This window comes from Serratia sp. UGAL515B_01 (assembly GCF_033095805.1).
In the GTDB taxonomy this organism is placed as follows: Bacteria; Pseudomonadota; Gammaproteobacteria; order Enterobacterales; family Enterobacteriaceae; genus Chania.
This window is the reverse complement of record NZ_CP109901.1, coordinates 3,701,108-3,715,396: the sequence shown is the minus strand read 5'-3', so window position 1 is coordinate 3,715,396 and position 14,289 is coordinate 3,701,108. Positions and strand designations below refer to the sequence as shown.

Here is a 14,289-nt window from a genome sequence, read left to right as displayed (position 1 = left end):
ACTTGAAATCGATAGGGTATAAAATTGCCCTATCGAGCCCAATAAAAAGGCCAGCATTGTCGCTGGCCTTTTGCTTTTCTTAGCGTTGAATTACTTCGGCATCGCGTCTCGTGGGATGATGGCCCCACGGTATTGGATCACCGTACTGGCGGTCAGGTGGCCGCGTTTAGCGGCATTGGTTTCGTCACCACCGGTTAGGCGTACTGCCAGATAGCCGGCGCTAAATGAATCACCTGCTGCTGTCGTATCGATCACTTTCTCTTTTGGTAATTTGACGGCAGGCACGTCGTGGATTGTTCCATCCGCACTGAATACCAGGCACGAGTCTGCCCCACGCTTGATGATGATCTCACTTACACCAAAATCTCGTGTGCGATTAACAACCTGCTCAATAGGTTGTTTACCCCACAGTAAATCTTCATCATCCAGCGTGAGGAAAGCGATATCGGTACATGAAAGGATATCACGATAGGTTTGCTGGGTTTCGTCCTGGTTCTGCCACAGCCTTGGGCGGTAGTTGTTATCGAAAATCACCTTGCCACCGTGAGCTCGGCATTGACGCAACAGATTCAGTAGTTTTTTCCTGCTGGCAGGGTTGAGGATGGCAACGCTGATACCGCTTAGGTAAAGGTAATCAAACCGTGCCAGTTGGGCACACAGGCTTTCCGCTTGTGGGCTATCCAACCAGTAACGGGCAGCGGCATCATTACGCCAGTAATAGAAGGTACGTTCACCGGCATCGTCGGTTTCGATCACATACAGCCCTGGCAGTTTATTGTCCAACTGTTGAGTCAGATCGGTTTTTACCTGCTCTTGTTGCCAGGCTTGAAGCATTTCCTGACTGAAGCTGTCGGTGCCCAGAGCGGTAACATAATGCACACTCAAGGCATGCTGAGGGACTTGGCGAGCAATATAGACAGCGGTATTCAGGGTATCGCCGCCGAATCCGCGGCTGAGATTTGCGCCTTTTTGCGACATTTCGATCATGCATTCGCCGATCACGGCGAGGTTTTTACGGTTCATGATAATCTCTGGCTGAACAATGAATGAAATAGGGTTGAGGCGAAATATATCCAGTCTCAACGCAAGGGAGAATTGAGTCAATATAAATAAAACGGCGTTTTAATTATTTCATGATCGCGATCGGGAAACCTGCTGTTTCCCGATTATTGATGAGGGGAAACTATTTGGCTAACGCGCGCAGGTCGGTGACGCATTGACCACCGATGCCCCAGTTATCGATGTCTACTTCATCGATCACGACCACGGTAGTGGCCGGATTCTTACCTAACGTGTCGACCAACAGTTGAGTAACGCCGGCAATTAACTGTTTCTTCTGCTCTGGGGTAGCCCCTTCACGGGTAATTTTGATATTGACGTAAGGCATTTTATTTTCCTTTATGATTGATGTACTGGCTGTTTCCGGAAGCTGAAATATATTATTGCAGGACCTTGCAGTTATGATCCTGGAGTTCTTCTGCTGAAGCCATATTCAACTGCAAGAAATTGCGTTTAATAGCCAACAATAGAAAATTGCCATCGGGTAGTACGGACATCGCCATGCCATAGCTACCCATATTTTCACTTGCGCCGTCGACACCTTGTGCTAACAAACGGAATGCGCCCTGCTGTTGCAGCTCACTGGTGGAAACGCGGCGAAACAGATAGGGTTTATCCATCAGCCCGCCAGGAAATGGTTGCCATTGTTCGCTGGGAGTGACTTGTAACTGCGCCAGTTTATTTTTTACCGCAGGTTGCAGGCAGGAGATATGGATGTGCAGCTGATTTTGTGTACGGCCATATTCAGAATTGACAGCCAGTGAGATATTGGCATCATCGATCTGCTCGCCGTATCTATTCGCCATAAAATGGCGTGCTTGCCAGGCTAATACGAAGAAATTTGCCGTTTCTGGCTCTAAAATCTGCGGGCTTTCTATACCGGAGATTTTTGTGCTTGGCAGTAACAGATATTGCAAAGGTCCGTTACGGTCTTTTAGCACCACAAATCCTGCTTGCTCGTCCACTTGAGTGCAAGGGGCTGGATGGTGGTTTTGCCGTTGGTTTGGTAAACACTGTTGGTTGATGATGTGCCAGAGTGCGTCTGGGTGAGCGGGTTTAAGCCAGGCATAGAGAGCAGTAGCGGCGGCCACCACTAATGCAGCAGACAAAAAAAGCCAATGGCGCAATAACATGAGCGTTTTCCACACTTATGAATTTGTCTGACAGCATAGCCGGGTTTTATGACCGCAACAAACGGCCCCAAAGCAGGGGCCGTAAAAGTACCCTAAGGAATATGGCCTAAAGTGACGTGTGACGGGTTTCTTTCATCAACAGTAGAGCAATCAGTGTCAGGCTTGCCATGGCTGCCAAGTACATCCCTACGTAAAACAACCCGTAATTATTAGCCAACCAGGTTGCAATATAGGGGGCAACCGACGCGCCCAGGATCGAGGCTACGTTATACGAGAACGAAGCTCCGGTATATCGCACTTCGGTCGGGAATAGCTCTGGCAGCAACGCCCCCATCGGGCCGAAGGTTAGCCCCATAATGCTTAGCCCTATCAGTAGGAATGCCATAACCAAGACCTGATTGCCCGAACCTAACATGCTGGGGAACAAGAATGCAAAGGCGATCATCAGCATCGTAATTACAATCATGGTCTTGCGGCGGCCAAAAGCATCGGCCAGCAAGCCCGCAATGGGTACCATGACACCAAAGCCAATCACCGCTACCATCAACATCCAGAGAAAGCTATTGCGTGAGTAACCTAATCCTAAAGGTTCTGGGGCCGTCCCGAAGGTCATAGAGTAAACGGTCATCAGGTAGAACAGCGTGTAAGTGGCTAACATGATGAAAGTACCCAAGATGGTTGCCTTCATATGTTTGCTCAACAATGTCCCTAGCGGGATCTTCACTTGTTTGCCAGCTTTGGCTATCTTGGCAAATACGGGAGTCTCATGCAGTGAAATACGGACGTACAGGCCAACGAGAACCAGCGCAGCAGAAAGGATAAAAGGTACGCGCCAACCCCAAGTCATAAACTGTTGGTCCGTCAGCAGCCAGGAAAGCAGCAGGAAAGTGCCGTTGGCGAAGAAAAATCCAATCGGTGCACCTAACTGAGGGAATGATCCATACAGCGCCCGTTTGTTCGCTGGGGCGTTCTCGGTTGCCAGCAGAGCTGCGCCCCCCCATTCACCACCTAATCCAAGCCCTTGGCCGAATCGCGCCAGTGCCAGTAGGATAGGGGCAAAGATGCCGATCGCTTCATAACTTGGTAGTAGCCCGATCAACACAGTGGAGATCCCCATGGTCAACAGCGAGGCCACCAGAGTGACTTTACGCCCAACGCGATCGCCAAAGTGACCAAACAGGGCTGAACCGATTGGCCGTGCGACAAAAGCAATTGCGAAAGTGGCCAAAGATTGTAGCGTGGCCGCAGCCGGATCGCCTTGCGGGAAGAAGATATGGGGAAACACAAGCACCGCAGCGGTGGCGTAAATATAGAAATCAAAGAACTCGATGGCGGTACCGACAAGAGAGGCGACAATGACTTTGCTCCGAGAGTTAACCGGGGCTGACGCTGTTTCGGCGTCAGGGGGTGTTGCAATGGGGGTTTGCATAGTGATTTCTTATAGTTGGAATATTAAAAAAGCCATCTTAGTCATAGCAAAATACCTTTTCAACGGCGAAATTTCAAACAGAATGGTAATTTAACCTTCTAAAAAGATTAATGTTTTAATGTGGTTGTTTTTTATGGTTTTAAGCGGGCTCTGTTGCATTAGCGTAAAGAGGTTAGCAAAAGTTGTGCTGCCTGTTTTTTAGGCGGCCAACAGATAGAATTGTTCCGCCGGGGATAAACCCTCGCCGTCGAGATGCTGAAACTGACCTTTACGTATCATCTGCACACATTCAATGCCGGTCAATATCGTCTGTGCTCGACGAGATGAGTTGAATCCCAGCATCGACCGTATCCGGCGTTTGATGTTTCGGTGGTCTTGCTCTATCAGATTATTCAGGTATTTACTCTGTCTTACCGTGATACTCTCTTCTTCCGCCTTGTCAGCATTGAGCGTAGCCAGTGCCGCTGTATTAGCTCCGCTTTTATCGAGGGTCACCACTTCCGGTTCGCCATGATGACGAATGGCCTTACGGAAGAAACGCAAGGCTGCCGCCGCATCCCGCTTGGCCGTCAGCAGAAAGTCGATGGTCTGACCTTGAGTATCTACAGCCCTGTACAGATATTTCCACTGACCTTTGATTTTGATGTAGGTTTCATCCATTCGCCACCGAGGTCCAACACTGCGCTTGTGCCTGCGGAAGGCCTTATCAAGCAGTGAGGTTAACCGGATAACCCAGCGATACAGGGTAGAATGGTCAACGACAATATCGCGTTCTGCCATCATTTCTTCCAGGTTGCGCAGACTCAGGGCATAGGCCAAGTACCAGCGAACACACTGGGCGATGACATCCACGGGATAGTGCAGACGTTTGAAGGCTTTTCTTATCAGAGACATTGTCAGATAACATCATAAAAAACGGCATGTTAACCGACGGCAGCTTAATGCAACAGAGCCAGGTCAACTTCATCTCCTACGCCGACAATTTCGTTGTCACAGGTGCCTCAAGGGAGTTGCTGGAGAATACGATAAAACCGTTAATTGTGTCGTTCCTGAATGAGCGCGGACTGGAACTCTCTCCCGAGAAGACCATCACGACGTCCATTAGTCAGGGATTTGATTTTCTGGGGTTCAATATTCGTAAATACAGAAATAAGCTGCTGATTAAACCCAGTAAAGCCAACGTATTAACGTTTATCAGGAACACCAGGGCACTAATCAAATCCCATCCCACAATGGCGACAAGTGAATTAATCAGGCTACTCAATCCCAAATTACGGGGCTGGGGAAACTATTACAGACACAGCGTCGCCAATCAAACCTTTGGATATGTTGACTGCCAGATATTCAAAACATTACAGCGCTGGGCAAAGCGAAGGCATCCGAATAAAGGCGCAAGATGGGTAACCAGAAAGTACTTTTTACCGGAATATGCGCGGCACTGGTGTTTTCAGGGAAGATCGCATTTTGATGGTGTGACGACCTCAGAATATCTGACTCAACTGGTCACTATCCCGATAAAACGGCATACCAAAATCCGTGGTGAGGCGACACCTTATGATCCGGCGTTCGCCAGTTACTGGCGTTCACGCAAGGAAAATCGGGATAAAAGTCGAAACAGCTGGCATATATCGCCGGAAACCGCGTTATGAGAAGCCTTGCCGGGTAACAATAAATGCCTTTGAGAGGCTTGAGCGGAGTGCGGTGAAAGTCGCACGCTCCGTTCTTAGGAGAGCACAGTCAGGCAACTGGCTGTGCTTATCCGACTTTATAGCACCAACTGTTGGCCGTTATTGCCCCCTATCATTACCCCAAACCGTAAGTTTCTGCGAAAGTGCTCCCGCTAGCCCAACCCGGACTGGACACGCTAAAGCCCCACTGGCAGCAGCCATTGGTAACTGGACTTTTGCAGGAACAGACGGAGCGATTTAGATACAATTCTGCTTGAAGGGTGGTGCAACTTGAGGCTACACTCATCAGACAAATTTGGCGACTGTTCCTGCCAAAGTCCAGTTACCGCCCGGTTTCGAAGAGTTTGCAGCTCAACGAACCCGAACCAACCCGCCATCTGTTTTAGCGGGTTTTTTCGTTTACAGGGCAGGACATTACGCGCAGAACTCCACGATCTCAAGAGTATCTTTGAAAGATCCGCCTAAAAACGAGATCACCAACGTAAATCTGCCGTCGGCATAAGCGTGATAGACCCTAGTCTCATGACGAGACACTCACATGAATAACCACACATTTTGGGATGGAGATACCATATGGATGAGTCACTACTTAGCATTATGCGCACTGGTCGCAGGAATCAGGGTTGGGCAGAGGCAATGATTAACCTTGAAGCAAGAAAACTTATAAGTACAGCCAATAAGCTTTCCTCATTGCATCTTCAGGATGCGATGACAAGAATGAATTTCGTTGAGGAAATCAAACAGGTTATTGAAAGGCAGTTCTTAACTGCACGCAGCGCAAAAACCGACGAGGAGTGCATAGCGTGTGTAACAGCACTTAGGGCTGAGAATGAAAGCCTTGAAGAGCAGAGTAATATGTTGCGAATGAAAACAGCCCAACTCTATGCCAAAGTTGAGTTTATCCGCGAAAATAATATAATTGTTGGCTATGTTATCAGCGCAGTTAAAGTAGTTGTCTCAGGTATGGCTATTGTCGGTGGCGGCATGATGATTGCTACAGGAACACCAATAGGAGTGCTTGCTGGAGCAATTCTTATTGCCGATGGAGTTAATCAGATATCAAAAGAGATTATCAATTTAACGAAAATGGATAATTCAAAATCTGAAGGAATCATTGCAGATCAAACTATGGAAATAGCGAAATTCATCGGATTTAGACCAGAGTCAGGACTTGCTGTATATAATTCAGTTTCATTAGCAGCCAGCATTTATAGTATTGCTGGACTAATGAGAAAACCCGAAGCATGGCGACTTTTTCGTTACATCAAGAGTGATTTCCACAGAAAAGTAACCACCATGAGCAAACCAAAACTGACGATGAAAATAGTTGGCTTTGGCATTTCTGCCAAAGTAATATTTGACCTAACCAGCACAGACAGTGGCAACAGTTAATTATTTCCTACTCTGCAAAACCGCCATGATTTATAAGAAATTATTGGCGGTTGAATCAGTGCAATAATCAGCACCGCAATAAGCAAAGAAACACCGCCAGAAAAAACATACAATAAATCATCATGCTTTGAGTAAATAAGAAATAAAAAAAACGCGAGACTACAAAAAAAAACCCACAGAAAAATTTTAAACCTTTTAGCTAAATCCCTTATAACCTCTTCCATTGTTCCACCAAAACTGTCGATGTTGTTTTGCAGGATCTGCAATTCCCTCTCTGTAAACCCTGACGCTAAAAGGCGCTCTTTGCTGAAGTCCATAACATCAACATCCTTAATCTAGTAACTTAAACCTGTATCATCATCGCAAAAACAGACAAAACTTTCCATAACACCCGTGAAATTGCGTGCATTTCGTTGGGGTTCTACGCCGGAACCCCAGATTTTTCGGTTCTGTTGCATTAGCGTAAAGAGGTTAGCAAAAGTTGTGCTGCCTGTTTTTTAGGCAGCCAACAGATAGAATTGTTCCGCCGGGGATAAACCCTCGCCGTCGGGATGCTGAAACTGACCTTTACGTATCATCTGCACACATTCAATGCCGGTCAATATCGTCTGTGCTCGGCGAAATGAGTTGAATCCCAGCATCGACCGTATCCGGCGTTTGATGTTTCGGTGGTCTGGCTCTATCAGATTATTCAGGTATTTACTCTGTCTTACCGTAATACTCTCTTCTTCCGCCTTGCCAGCATTGAGCGTAGCCAGTGCCACTGTATTAGCTCCGCTTTTATCGATGGTCACCACTTCCGGGTCGCCATGATGACGAATGGCCTTACGGAAGAAACGCAAGGCTGCTGCTGCATCCCGCTTGGCCGTCAGCAGAAAGTCGATGGTCTGACCTTGAGTATCTACAGCGGCTCTGTTGCATTAGCGTAAAGAGGTTAGCAAAAGTTGTGCTGCCTGTTTTTTAGGCGGCCAACAGATAGAATTGTTCCGCCGGGGATAAACCCTCGCCGTCGAGATGCTGAAACTGACCTTTACGTATCATCTGCACACATTCAATGCCGGTCAATATCGTCTGTGCTCGACGAGATGAGTTGAATCCCAGTATCGACCGTATCCGGCGTTTGTAGTGGATCAGTAATACCGGACACCTCAATAGCCTGTTAATTTAATGACAGCCAATTGAGGTAATTGATAATGACTCAACCTAAACAGACCAAACGCCGTTTTTCTCCTGAATTCAAACTGGAAGCTATTGAGCAGGTCGTTAAGTATCAGCGGTCAACCATCGAGGTTGCACGCGCTCTGGAGTTGGACCCCAGCCAATTGCGTAAATGGATACGCCAGCACAAAGAAGAAGTCAGCGGGGTGACGCCGGACAATCCTGCACTGACACCAGAGCAACGTGAAATCCAGTCGCTCAGAGCGCAGATTAAACGGCTAGAAATGGAAAAAGAAATACTAAAGCAGGCAGCCGTGTTGATGAGCGAGCTCCCCATCAAATCTTTGCGTTAATCACACGGCTGAAAACAAAATGGTCGGTGGTCGAATTGTGCCGCCTGCTCAAAGTAACGCGCAGTGTTTACTATGCCTCGCTGAATTCGCGGGTTGATGTAAAACGTCTGCAACTGCGTGCTCAGGTGCGGAAATTGCATCAACAGAGCCGGGGAGCAGCCGGCAGCAGAACACTGAGTCTGCTGATGCGTCAGTCGGGTTATAACGTGGGGCGCTGGCTGGCCCGCAGGCTGATGCAGGAATGTGGTCTGGCGAGTCGCCAACCCGGCAAGCCTCGTTACCGAGGTGAACGGGAGACGTCACTGGCATCGCCAGACTTACTGAAAAGGCAGTTTAAGCCGTCGGAGCCCAATCGTGTGTGGAGTGGAGATATCAGCTATATCAAAGTCAATGGTGGCTGGTGCTACCTGGCACTGGTGATTGACCTTTACTCCCGTCGGATAGTGGGCAGTGCCATATCGTCATCCCCGGATGCCGAGCTGGTGTGTCGAGCCCTGCGTAATGCACTGGAGACGCGACCAAAGGAAAAGAGGCTGCTGTTTCATTCGGATCAGGGAGGGCAGTACAGGAGTAAGAAATACAGGCAGTTACTGTGGAGGAACGGAGTGATGCAGAGTATGAGCCGCAGGGGTAACTGCCTGGATAACTCACCAATGGAAAGAGTGTTCCGAAGCCTGAAAAGTGAATGGCTGCCTGTCGGGGGTTATATGGATATCCATCATGCGGTACGAGATATCGGTGAATGGATACAAAGTTATTACAACACGGTACGCCCCCATCGGCACAATGGTGGATTACCGCCCTGTGAATACGAAGAGCAGTGGAAAAAGGCTACGAAGGTGTCCTGATTTTGTGATCCACTACAGTTTGATGTTTCGGTGGTCTTGCTCTATCAGATTATTCAGGTATTTACTCTGTCTTACCGTGATACTCTCTTCTTCCGCCTTGTCAGCATTGAGCGTAGCCAGTGCCGCTGTATTAGCTCCGCTTTTATCGAGGGTCACCACTTCCGGTTTGCCATGATGACGAATGGCCTTACGGAAGAAACGCAAGGCTGCCGCCGCATCCCGCTTGGCCGTCAGCAGAAAGTCGATGGTCTGACCTTGAGTATCTACAGCCCTGTACAGATATTTCCACTGACCTTTGATTTTGATGTAGGTTTCATCCATTCGCCACCGAGGTCCAACACTGCGCTTGTGCCTGCGGAAGGCCTTATCAAGCAGTGAGGTTAACCGGATAACCCAGCGATACAGGGTAGAATGGTCAACGACAATATCGCGTTCTGCCATCATTTCTTCCAGGTTGCGCAGACTCAGGGCATAGGCCAAGTACCAGCGAACACACTGGGCGATGACATCCACGGGATAGTGCAGACGTTTGAAGGCTTTTCTTATCAGAGACATTGTCAGATAACATCATAAAAAACGGCATGTTAACCGACGGCAGCTTAATGCAACAGAGCCAATAAAAGTGATGCCTCAGTCTCTTATGCTGTTTTTCCCGGTTTAACATCTATTTTTTGAAGTTATATTCTAATTAATCGCCGCGTTCCTAGCATAGGAAACTAATTGTGTTGCCAAGGTTAGCATGAATACACTGTAGCCTATGGTGTGACCAATTCACCTACAACTTTTTTTATCCTGATTGTATTGTGCTGTCGCAATCCATGCGGCGCAAAACAATGTCAGTCGAGCAAAGAAGTAGAAGAACGCCATCAAACCAATCACAGAACCAAAGGCGGCACCTGAAGGCGATCTTGCGAGTTGTGGCAGTGTCATGGTCATCACAAACTTAATCGCTTCAAAACCGATAGCGGCGAGTAATGTACCCCGCAGCAGTGCTTTTTTCTTTGGTTTATGGCGCGGTAGCATCCAGAAAATCCACAAAAACAGCAGGTAGTTGGCGAAGATAGAAATAGACAGCGCGATCAAGGTCATCGCAGGACGAAGCCATTCGATGCCATCCAGCCCTAATGCGTGAACAATAGTGGCTTGGGCTGAACCGGCAATAGACGTTAGCGATAGCGTGATGATCAGTGCAACTACTAAGCCGATCAAGGAAATAAAGTCGCGGGTGTATCTGAAGTAGATTTTCTCTCGATCTTGCGGATGACGTTCCCAAACATCACGCGATTGGGCTCTGATAGCTTCCCGTAGGTTTCCCATCCAACTGATACCTGAATACAACGCTAACGCTAAACCGGTAAGGCCAACGGTTGTACGCTGCTGAACAGCCGTATTCACGGTGTTTTTTAGCGTAGCTGCTAGGGAGGGGTCGCTGATGCTATTGACAATTTTATTGATCAGTTCAGCCAGTAAGTCTGGATTGGAAGCCAGCACAAAACCGACCGTGGCAAACGAGACCATCAGAATCGGGATCAGCGAAAGGAAAGAGAAATAGGTTATGGCTGCACCAAACTGGCTACCCAGGCGATCGTTAAAGCGTTCTGTCGCTCTTAGCCAATGCGCGATACTAGGCCATGCTTTCACATGTTTTACCCAGCGAGAAAATACAGATAGGCCGTTATCCAGTTTTGCATGGCCCGTTTTAAGGGGCATCAGCGTAGGCTCTTTAGTCTGGTGCTGAGTTTGTTGAGTGTCTTTATCTTGTTCTGTCTGCATTACTTCACGGTTTCCTTAGCCTAGGTTCTATCTAATTGCACGCGAGCGCCGTTGGCGGTCATTTTAGCGTAAGACAAGGCGTCAGGTTTGGTGGGCCAAATAAGCGGCGAACAACGCAGCAATGCGCTCAAATAGCACCCGCCTTTAGGGAAAACAGCCTAGCATACCCTCGATTATAACCAAATGTGTTGTCGATTCGGACACAGCTAAGGCGAGTGGCTTAACAGCAAAAGAAATGTTGTGGCCTTTACCTCTAACGGTCGCAGCTTGAAATTGATTGGCAACGTTTGGAAAGCGAAGAAGTTTCCTTTTGTATTATTCACTATGCACACGCTTTTATGAATACTTCCAATTTTTATCTATTTAACTGCCAAGAAGGGGTTTACTCATCTTATGGCGCTGCATTTTCAAGCTGTCTGCGCCTACTGCAGCCATTAGGGCTGGAACGGTTACCACTTGTTATAAATAGATAAATGGAAGGTCCTATGAAACTATTCAATCATCCAACCTGTCGCCCATTCACCGAAGCGGGCAACTTGTCACAGCTTTCCGCTTATTATGAGGAGGATCGTCACATAATGTGGATGATGTTACGTGCTGAACCTCGTCCTTGTTTCAATCAGGCATTGATTGAAGACATTATGACGCTGGCGCAGGCAGCGAAAGAGTCTACATTGCAGTTCGATTTTTGGGTTACCGGTTCTTTGGTGCAAAATATGTTCAATGTCGGGGGTGATTTGAGCTTTTTTGCGGAAGCGATCAAAAACCGTAAACGAGAAGCGATGATGGCTTATGCCCGTGCCTGCATTGACTGTGTACATGCGGCTGCCCGTGGTTTTGATATCGGTGCAATCAGCATTGCCATGGTGGAAGGTAGTGCATTGGGCGGTGGTTTTGAGGCTGCTCTGGCGCACCATTTTGTCTTGGCACAGAACAACGCACGTATGGGGTTTCCCGAAATTGCTTTCAACTTGTTCCCAGGCATGGGGGGATACTCGCTGGTGGCTCGTAGAGCTGGGATGCGTCTGGCAGAAGAACTGATTTGGAGTGGCGAATCCCACTCCGCTGAATGGTTTGAAAGCCGTGGGTTGGTTGATCACTTGTTCAACCCAGGAGATGCCTATGTAGCTACACGCACTTTCATTGATACCATCAGGCCGAAATTAAACGGTATGCGGGCCATCTTGCGTGCACGTCAGCGGGTATTGCAATTGACACGTTCTGAACTGATGGACATTACTGAAGACTGGGTTCATTCGGCCTTTACCATTGAGGAGAAAGATCGCCTGTATATTGAACGGCTAGTGAGACTGCAGGATAAGCATGCGCTTAACCTGCGTCGCGCAGTCTAACTTAAACTCGTGCCCGCTTCACTCTAGCGGTGAAAGCGGGCTATATGATTGCAGCCAATGTTCCAACTGTTCCGGTAACATTGGCTGTGCAAACAGGAAACCTTGCTTCTCGTCAACGCCTACGCAATCTAGAAACTGGTTTTCACTTTCCGTTTCTACACCTTCAGCAATCACCTTAAACTGCAGTGCTTCAGCAACGGCTACGATGGCGCGGATCAATGATTGCGACACTGGGGCCATATTTACCCCACGTACAAAGCTTTGATCCAGTTTGATGGCGTCAAGGGGTATACGCGCCAACTGCGCCAAAGAAGAATAACCCGTACCAAAGTCATCAAGGTGCACCTGTGCGCCGAATGTTCTTAACCGGGTAATCACTTCCCGTGCCCGTTTCTCATCCTCTATCAGGCTACTTTCGGTCAGTTCAAAATCCAACATACAGGGGAAAAGTTGGTTTTCTTCAAGCGCCTCGGCAAGATCATCGACGACACTATCATCGATCAACTGCCGGGCCGAAAGGTTGACCGCTACGCGGATATTCAAACCTTGTCGCTGCCACTTGGCTGCCTGCTTGGCTGCGGTTCGCAGTACCCAGCGACCAAGCGGGATGATAAGCCCGGATTCTTCGGCATAAGAGATAAACAGCGAGGGAGGAATCAGCCCCCGTTCTGGTGAGTCCCAGCGAACCAAAGCCTCCACGTTACTTACTGCCCCATCGCGTGACCTGATCTTAGGCTGGTAATACACTACCAGTTGATGCTGTTCGAGTCCTTTTCGCAGGTTGGTATCCAACCACATGTATTCGGCAACGCGACGGTTCATTTCTGATGAAAACACGATATAGGTGCGTTTACCCTGTTCCTTGGCGACGTACATAGCGGTATCTGCACAGCGGATCAGACTGTCAAGATCGTTACCATGTTCTGGGCATAGCGCAATGCCGATAGAACAACCGGTATAGACCTCGATCAGGCCAATGCGAAATGGGCTTTTCAGACGTTCAATAATACGTTGAGCCAAATCTTGTAGTTGGATACGGTCAGCGTGAGATACTAATACCAAAAACTCGTCTCCCCCAAGGCGGGCGAGCATATTTCCCTGGTTAATACAACCGAGAATGGCATGGGCAACTTCAACCAGTAAGCGGTCTCCAAACATATGGCCGTAGGCGTCGTTCACTTTTTTGAAGTTATCGAGGTCAAGATAAACCAAGCCGACGCTGCTTTCGCCTCGTTCGCTGATTGCCTGATTGATAACATCCTGAATGGCATTACGGTTTGGCAGGCCGGTAATGATATCGGTATTAGCCAGCACACGCAGGCGTTCCTGCGCGCGGCGCTCCTCGGTAATATCCGTTCCTGAACAGATGAGGTATACCTCTTTTTTCCCACTACCACTATGAACGAATTTATTGCGAAACAGGAATAATCGCTCACCTTTCACCGTTTTTATCCAACGTTCCACCTCGTAGGAGGAACCGTTACGAAAAAAACCGGCAATATTACGGCGGGAGGCGGCGGCTTCTTCCGGGCTCATAAACATCTGGAAGACGTTTTTGCCGATCACATCCTGTTCCTGCAAACCCGTGTACTCTTCGCTTAGACGGTTAAAACGCTGGATGCGGCCATGCTGGTCAACAATGACAATGACGGAATTGGCCTCTGAAACGACCTGCTCGGCAAATGACAGACCGTGAACCAGATCGCGGGCTACTGCTTGAGTATCGGTATAGGCAGAAGCGGTTCCTGCCCATTTAAACTTGTTAACCCGCCTGCCCACCAGATGTAGATGGATGGGTTGCCCACCTAGTTGAATCGTGATATCCAAACTGGCAGTGATCCCACTCAAACGGCGGATTTTTGCTGCCTGCATGTCGCTAAGTGCTACTGCAACGTGGGTTTTATCTTTGACTGCTGTTAACTCCAGAGCGTTACTATCAAACGCCAGATGCCAATATGGGCTGCAGGTGCCAAAATGGGTGTTAAGTAGCGTAGGGCCTTGGTCTGCGGACATGATCATTCCTCAACAAGCAGGGCGGTCGGGCATGCAGGCCCGGTATCACCGATTTCTCACCACAGGATAAACGTCTTTTGCGAGTCATTTC

The 14,289-nt window shown here is 48.4% G+C and carries 12 protein-coding genes and 3 pseudogenes; 4 read left to right on the top strand and 11 right to left on the bottom strand.

Translation table 11 applies throughout. The features are described 5' to 3' along the window. Window positions 1–90: 90 nt before the first annotated feature. The 5 genes from OK023_RS16775 to OK023_RS16755 all read right to left on the bottom strand — a co-directional run bounded on the left by OK023_RS16775 (window position 91) and on the right by OK023_RS16755 (window position 4,515). Entirely contained in the window at window positions 91–1,023 is a 933-nt protein-coding gene (locus tag OK023_RS16775; RefSeq protein ID WP_317693784.1) for a sugar kinase, read from the bottom strand. A 160-nt stretch (window positions 1,024–1,183) separates the two neighbouring features. After that, window positions 1,184–1,387: a 4-oxalocrotonate tautomerase family protein gene (locus OK023_RS16770; RefSeq protein WP_317693783.1), complete on the bottom strand. Its 204-nt coding sequence runs from the start codon at window positions 1,385–1,387 to the stop codon at window positions 1,184–1,186. A gap of 52 nt (window positions 1,388–1,439) precedes the next feature. Next, window positions 1,440–2,192, bottom strand: coding sequence for a CDP-diacylglycerol diphosphatase (locus OK023_RS16765; RefSeq protein ID WP_317693782.1), 753 nt, complete (start codon window positions 2,190–2,192; stop codon window positions 1,440–1,442). Window positions 2,193–2,298: 106 nt separating this feature from the next. After that, entirely contained in the window at window positions 2,299–3,621 is a 1,323-nt protein-coding gene (locus tag OK023_RS16760; protein WP_317693781.1) for an MFS transporter, read from the bottom strand. A 198-nt stretch (window positions 3,622–3,819) separates the two neighbouring features. Beyond that, a complete protein-coding gene (locus tag OK023_RS16755; RefSeq protein ID WP_317693780.1) occupies window positions 3,820–4,515 on the bottom strand; it encodes an IS6 family transposase in 696 nt (231 codons plus the stop codon). A gap of 47 nt (window positions 4,516–4,562) precedes the next feature. Between OK023_RS16755 and OK023_RS16750 the strand changes: the two genes are divergently transcribed. After that, window positions 4,563–5,270 (top strand): group II intron maturase-specific domain-containing protein, encoded by a 708-nt coding sequence (locus OK023_RS16750; protein ID WP_317693779.1) that lies wholly within the window; start codon window positions 4,563–4,565, stop codon window positions 5,268–5,270. A gap of 612 nt (window positions 5,271–5,882) precedes the next feature. Then, window positions 5,883–6,701: a DUF4225 domain-containing protein gene (locus tag OK023_RS16745; RefSeq protein ID WP_317693778.1), complete on the top strand. Its 819-nt coding sequence runs from the start codon at window positions 5,883–5,885 to the stop codon at window positions 6,699–6,701. Here the strand turns inward: OK023_RS16745 and OK023_RS16740 are convergent. The 3 genes and pseudogenes from OK023_RS16740 to OK023_RS16730 form a co-directional block, all read right to left on the bottom strand. Continuing rightward, window positions 6,698–7,018 carry a hypothetical protein gene (locus OK023_RS16740; RefSeq protein WP_317693777.1) on the bottom strand — a complete coding sequence of 107 codons (321 nt, stop codon included), beginning with the start codon at window positions 7,016–7,018 and terminating at the stop codon, window positions 6,698–6,700. The two genes, OK023_RS16745 and OK023_RS16740, sit on opposite strands and share 4 nt — an antisense overlap. Window positions 7,019–7,198: 180 nt before the next feature. Continuing rightward, window positions 7,199–7,609, bottom strand: a pseudogene (locus OK023_RS16735) (IS6 family transposase); the annotation flags it as partial. Window positions 7,610–7,661: 52 nt separating this feature from the next. Further along, window positions 7,662–7,823: pseudogene (locus OK023_RS16730) on the bottom strand (IS6 family transposase); the annotation flags it as partial. A gap of 71 nt (window positions 7,824–7,894) precedes the next feature. On the opposite strand from OK023_RS16730, the gene OK023_RS16725 reads away from it, so the two are divergent. Beyond that, a protein-coding gene (locus OK023_RS16725; protein WP_317692555.1) for an IS3 family transposase occupies window positions 7,895–9,060 on the top strand; the annotation gives its coding sequence in 2 pieces (ribosomal slippage) (window positions 7,895–8,159 and window positions 8,159–9,060; 1,167 coding nt in all). Window positions 9,061–9,078: 18 nt separating this feature from the next. Here OK023_RS16725 and OK023_RS16720 read toward each other — a convergent pair. Both OK023_RS16720 and yhjD read right to left on the bottom strand, forming a co-directional pair. Continuing rightward, a pseudogene (locus OK023_RS16720) lies at window positions 9,079–9,615 on the bottom strand (IS6 family transposase); the annotation flags it as partial. Window positions 9,616–9,831: 216 nt separating this feature from the next. Beyond that, window positions 9,832–10,833: an inner membrane protein YhjD gene (yhjD, locus tag OK023_RS16715; RefSeq protein WP_317693776.1), complete on the bottom strand. Its 1,002-nt coding sequence runs from the start codon at window positions 10,831–10,833 to the stop codon at window positions 9,832–9,834. A 485-nt stretch (window positions 10,834–11,318) separates the two neighbouring features. On the opposite strand from yhjD, the gene OK023_RS16710 reads away from it, so the two are divergent. Further along, window positions 11,319–12,185: a crotonase/enoyl-CoA hydratase family protein gene (locus tag OK023_RS16710; protein WP_317693775.1), complete on the top strand. Its 867-nt coding sequence runs from the start codon at window positions 11,319–11,321 to the stop codon at window positions 12,183–12,185. 18 nt (window positions 12,186–12,203) lie between these two features. On the opposite strand, the gene pdeR is transcribed toward OK023_RS16710, so the two are convergent. Beyond that, window positions 12,204–14,198 (bottom strand): cyclic di-GMP phosphodiesterase, encoded by a 1,995-nt coding sequence (gene pdeR / locus OK023_RS16705; protein ID WP_317693774.1) that lies wholly within the window; start codon window positions 14,196–14,198, stop codon window positions 12,204–12,206. Window positions 14,199–14,289 lie beyond the last annotated feature (91 nt).

What these genes read in the sequence shown, in the direction of transcription:
- OK023_RS16775 (WP_317693784.1), bottom strand. Translation starts at nt 1,023, where the DNA reads ATGAACCGTAAAAACCTCGCCGTGATCGGCGAATGCATGATCGAAATG.
- OK023_RS16770 (WP_317693783.1), bottom strand. Translation starts at nt 1,387, where the DNA reads ATGCCTTACGTCAATATCAAAATTACCCGTGAAGGGGCTACCCCAGAG.
- OK023_RS16765 (WP_317693782.1), bottom strand. Translation starts at nt 2,192, where the DNA reads ATGTTATTGCGCCATTGGCTTTTTTTGTCTGCTGCATTAGTGGTGGCC.
- OK023_RS16760 (WP_317693781.1), bottom strand. Translation starts at nt 3,621, where the DNA reads ATGCAAACCCCCATTGCAACACCCCCTGACGCCGAAACAGCGTCAGCC.
- OK023_RS16755 (WP_317693780.1), bottom strand. Translation starts at nt 4,515, where the DNA reads ATGTCTCTGATAAGAAAAGCCTTCAAACGTCTGCACTATCCCGTGGAT.
- OK023_RS16750 (WP_317693779.1), top strand. Translation starts at nt 4,563, where the DNA reads ATGCAACAGAGCCAGGTCAACTTCATCTCCTACGCCGACAATTTCGTT.
- OK023_RS16745 (WP_317693778.1), top strand. Translation starts at nt 5,883, where the DNA reads ATGGATGAGTCACTACTTAGCATTATGCGCACTGGTCGCAGGAATCAG.
- OK023_RS16740 (WP_317693777.1), bottom strand. Translation starts at nt 7,018, where the DNA reads ATGGACTTCAGCAAAGAGCGCCTTTTAGCGTCAGGGTTTACAGAGAGG.
- yhjD (WP_317693776.1), bottom strand. Translation starts at nt 10,833, where the DNA reads ATGCAGACAGAACAAGATAAAGACACTCAACAAACTCAGCACCAGACT.
- OK023_RS16710 (WP_317693775.1), top strand. Translation starts at nt 11,319, where the DNA reads ATGAAACTATTCAATCATCCAACCTGTCGCCCATTCACCGAAGCGGGC.
- pdeR (WP_317693774.1), bottom strand. Translation starts at nt 14,198, where the DNA reads ATGTCCGCAGACCAAGGCCCTACGCTACTTAACACCCATTTTGGCACC.